Source organism: Actinosynnema sp. NPDC023658, assembly GCF_040639995.1.
Classification (GTDB): Bacteria; Actinomycetota; Actinomycetes; order Mycobacteriales; family Pseudonocardiaceae; genus Actinosynnema.
The window spans coordinates 1-4,113 of record NZ_JBFAAX010000530.1 but is presented as its reverse complement, the minus strand read 5'-3'; the positions used below and the strand labels follow the sequence as shown (position 1 = coordinate 4,113).

At 72.0% G+C, this 4,113-nt stretch carries 3 protein-coding genes and 1 pseudogene; 1 reads left to right on the top strand and 3 read right to left on the bottom strand.

Features of this window, described 5'->3' with window-relative positions:
* Positions 1 to 215: 215 nt before the first annotated feature.
* The gene (locus tag AB0G02_RS30485) at positions 216 to 1,373 is read right to left on the bottom strand and encodes an oxygenase MpaB family protein (protein WP_360800786.1); all 1,158 of its coding nucleotides are present in this window, start codon (positions 1,371 to 1,373) and stop codon (positions 216 to 218) included.
* 199 nt (positions 1,374 to 1,572) lie between these two features.
* Here AB0G02_RS30485 and AB0G02_RS30480 point away from each other — a divergent pair, with 199 nt between their 5' ends.
* The gene (locus tag AB0G02_RS30480; protein ID WP_360800783.1) at positions 1,573 to 2,535 is read left to right on the top strand and encodes a Leg1-related protein; all 963 of its coding nucleotides are present in this window, start codon (positions 1,573 to 1,575) and stop codon (positions 2,533 to 2,535) included.
* 17 nt (positions 2,536 to 2,552) lie between these two features.
* Here the strand turns inward: AB0G02_RS30480 and AB0G02_RS30475 are convergent, their stop codons facing one another.
* Both AB0G02_RS30475 and AB0G02_RS30470 read right to left on the bottom strand, forming a co-directional pair.
* The gene (locus AB0G02_RS30475) at positions 2,553 to 3,296 is read right to left on the bottom strand and encodes a GAF and ANTAR domain-containing protein (protein WP_360800780.1); all 744 of its coding nucleotides are present in this window, start codon (positions 3,294 to 3,296) and stop codon (positions 2,553 to 2,555) included.
* Between the two features lie 228 nt (positions 3,297 to 3,524).
* Positions 3,525 to 4,113, bottom strand: a pseudogene (locus tag AB0G02_RS30470) (hypothetical protein); the annotation flags it as partial.

Genomic DNA, 4,113 nt, shown 5'->3' with positions numbered 1-4,113 from the left:
GGGACGACCGCCGCGCCCACCAGCGCGCCCACCGCCACGACCAGCAGAGCCACTGTCCGTTTCACCATCACTGCCTCGCCTCGATCGGTCCTGCGCCCCCACCGTGGGGGCGACCGAAGGCTCCCGGCCGACCGTCAACGCGGTGTCAGCGCGGGATCAAGGCGTGGACCGGCAGCGGTCGTGGCGGGGCGCGAGTCGCCCGTCGACGTGGCCGGTCACCCGGGCGTGGTGGCCGGCTTCCCGTCGGGGAGGTCCGGTGCCCGGCCCTCGGCTTCCCACCGCTCGCGCAGGTCGGCGGGGATGGTCAGGGTGGTGGACTGGCCGTTGGTGAGGTTGCGGACGCTGCCGCCGAGCAGCAGCGCGCCGGCCCGGTCGAGGATGGTGGTGGCCAGGGCGCTGTTGTCCTCGGAGCGCTCCAGCGTCCGCATCAGGCGGGTGCCGACGTCGACCACGCGGCCCCACGCCCGCGAGTTCGGCACCTCCATCCAGTCGGCCACCTCGGGGTTGACGACCCGGCGCACCATGGCGGCGACGATCCCGTCGAACAGCTTGCCGGGGAACAGCTTCTCGTAGAGGTCCAGCAGGTGCCGGGTCAGCACCACGCCCTCCGGTGACGGCCCGTAGGCGGCCTCGACCATCGCGGCGCTCAGCTCCCGGCCCTCGTCGACGGACTCCGGCACGGCGTCGGCGGGGATGCCGAGCATCCCGCCCGCGGCCCGCCACACGTAGTAGTAGTCCTGCGCCTCCTGCTCGGTGACGGAGATGCCGATGCGCCGCATCCCGTCGATCACCTGGACGGAGAAGATGAGCAGCGCGCCGACCATGTCCTGCTGGCAGATCGGCACGCCGTCGGCCTCGACGTCCCAGCGGCCGGACGCGGTGAGGAAGTGGCGCACGGCGGCGTGGATGAGCCGGGTCTTCTGGACGGTGGGCACGAACGACCCGCCGGAGCCGAAGGCGTCGCGGCCCATCATGTTCATCACGAACTGCGAGGTCTCCGACAGCCGCCGCTGGGGCTGGTTCAGGCCGTGGGTCAGGGTGAGCGCGCGGGACGCGCGGGCGTGGGCGTAGCAGTTGACCATCGCGCCGAAGGTGAGGACCGAGGCGACGTGCACGCCGTCGTCGACGAAGAACTCGTAGGCCCGCGCCACCCGGTCCGGGTCGACCCACGCCGGCGGGTCGTCGGTGGCGACCAGGAACTCCCGCACCACGCCGGGCAGCTGCTCGGGGATGGGCTGGTCGTTGGTGCGGAAGTGCTCCAGCACCTCGTTCACCACGTGCACCCGGTTCGTGGAGACGAGCTCGGCGACGACCGCGTCGGCGAGCGGGTCACCCTGGAACTTCAGGGCTTCGAAAGCGGCTGCGTCGATCACCGGGAACCGTCCTTACTCGTCGGTGAACTCCAGCTCACTCCTCGTGCTCGACCCACACCAGGACACGATCCGGTGATGCGTGGTGCGAAAGGCCTACCGGCTGTAGGCCAACCGCACAACGCGGACCTCGAACGCGAGAAAAGACCCCCTGAGAGAGTGGCCTCGGGGCCGCTCGACCGCCTCGTGGTGGACACCGGTCGTGGCCTTGCGCAGAATCCGGGTCGTGGCCCACCCCGAGGAGCTGGCGGACCTGGACCTGTACTCGGTCTGGACGGCGGCCGAGGAGTTGGACGAGGCGTTCGACCCGTTCTCGTTCGAGCAGCGGATGGCCGCCTACCGGCTGATGATCGGCAACACCAACCCGGCGGACGGGTTCGGCGCGGACAACCGGCACAACCCCCTGTGGGGCCTGATGTTCCAGCACCAGTGGCAGTTCCGGACCGGCAGGCTCGGCGCCGACACGCGGCGGACCGGGCGGATCGACCCGGACGCGCCGTGGGGCTACGGCAACTACACGCTCAACGTCATCCCGTGGTTGGGCGCGGAGGCCGCCGGGGTTGTGCCGGCCCTGCCGATCGCGGACCCGCCGACCGCCTCCCGGTTCCGCTACGTGACCGGCGGGGTCGTGCCCGAGGAGCTGGCCCCCGCCGTGGCCGACTGGCGTGACTACTTCACCCTCGTCGGCGGCAACCCGGCGGATGCGGAACCGACGCGCCTGGCGCTGTGGCGCGCGCACAAGACGTGCCTGGACGTGGTGGCCGGGGTGCTCGTCGACGTCGACACCGCGCCGTGGCCCGACCTGGAGATCACCTTCCTGCGCGGCTGGTGCCGGATGGTCGACTACCTGTGGGCGGCGGCCTGGCCGACGGACTTCGCGTCCATGACCGAGCACGGCCTCGACGTGCTGCCCGAGTCGCTCCTCACCACGCCCGAGGACGTGCGGGCGCTGCCGGCGAAGGCCCGGCGCAACGTCGCCAACGTCCTCCGCCTGGCGACCACCCCGCGGTGGCGCTACAACCTGAACCTCGCGCTGTGGCGGCGGATCATGCGCACCCGCGAGGCCCGTGACGACGTCCTGCCGCTGCTGGACGCGGTGTTCGACCCGCGCCCGGACAACGCCGACCGGCGACGCAAGCTGCTCGGTCACCTGCTGCGACCGTGAAACTCCCCGCGGGGCCTCTACCGGATGTCGAGGGCGATGGAGTGCGCGCGCAGCACCTCGTCGAGGTTGCCCTTGCCGTGCGCGGCCACCAGGTCGGCGGCCACGTCGCGCAGCTTGCGGTTGTTGAACTGGGACGCCCGGCGCAGGAGGGCGAACCCGCCGTCGGTGTCGCACGAGAAGTGGTGCATCAGCAGTCCCTGAGCGAGGCCGATCGTGTGCCTGGTGCCGAGTGCCGTGGTCAGGTTGTCCACCAGGCGTCTGCTGTCGTGGAACAGCTGGGCGTTGTCGAAGACGACCCCGGCGTGCATGGTGATCAGCAGGATGATGTCGTAGGCCTGGTCGTCGAACCGGTGCGGCTCCCGGGACAGCAGCGTTATCGCCGCCGTGTGGGAGCGCTCGGTGGGCACGGGCAGGACCACGCAGCTGCGGTAGCCCCGCAGCGCGAGGCGGGCCGCGAACAGGGGCCACCGGTCCTCGACACCGGCGTCCTCCACCCGGCGGGGTTCCCGGTAGCGCAGCACCTCTTCGATCGGGCCGTCCGGCTCCGCCTCGGCTTGGACCAGCGGAGGTTCGCCGGTGGTCGCGATGACCTCGGAACCGCCGTCGCGGCCGAGCGAGACGAAAGCGAGGTCACACCCCGGCACGGACGCGACCAGGTGGTCGACGAACCGCTGGACGGTCTCCTCGTACGCCTCGTCATCGACCAGGCGTGACATCTCGGTCAAGGCCAGGGCGAGAGGCAGCACGGTGTCGCCGGTCATCGATGCACCCCTTGAGGCTGTGGCCCGCTCGTGCGCCGGTGTGACGAGCGGAGCTGATGTCTCGGGATGCTGCGCTGCTGAACAACCCCTGTCGCGGGCTGGACCTTAACGCATGGATGCGGCACCGAGTCGTGAGTGGTCCGTCGTCGATGTCCGGATGGGCCGTGATCGGGTCGGTGGCCTGCGCGCCGGTCCCGGTGTCGGTGGCGGTGTCGTGCCGGGGGAGGGTCAGGTCAGCCGGGCGGCGTGGCCGTCCTGCCGGAGCCGGTCCCGGTGCAGCGCGGGGCTGGGGCCGGGGGTGGCCTCGGCCAGCCCGTCCACCTGTTCCCGGGCGCAGTCCAGGCTGCCGGCGCGGGGTGACCAGCCGAGCTCGACCCGCGCCCGCGTGGTGTCCACGAGCGGCGACCGCGTGCCGACGTCGAACCACCCCGGTGACATGCCCAGCGCCCGGAGCCGCCACAACAGTGCCACGGCGGCGCGCATCGCCGACGCGGGAACGGGCACGGCGCGGGCGTGGACCACGTGGGCCAGGTCGCTGGTGGTGATGGTGTCCGCGGCGAGGTTGAACGCGCCCGTCGCCCGGCGGTGCAGGATGCGCACGACGGCGTCACCCACGTCGTCGGCGTGCACCAGTTGCACGCGCATGCCCGCCGGGAGCGGGAGCAGCGGGATCCAGCCCCGGCGCAGCAGCCGGATCAGCCACTGGGGGACCAGGGGGTCGAAGAACAGGGCGAGGAAGCTGGCCGACGCGGCGCCCTGCGCCACCAGCGTCGGCCGCAGCACGGCGACCGCGATGTCCGGGTTCTCCGCGGTGAAC

Coding starts and splice junctions, on each gene's coding strand:
- AB0G02_RS30475 (WP_360800780.1), bottom strand. CDS start 3,296: ATGACCGGCGACACCGTGCTGCCTCTCGCCCTGGCCTTGACCGAGATG.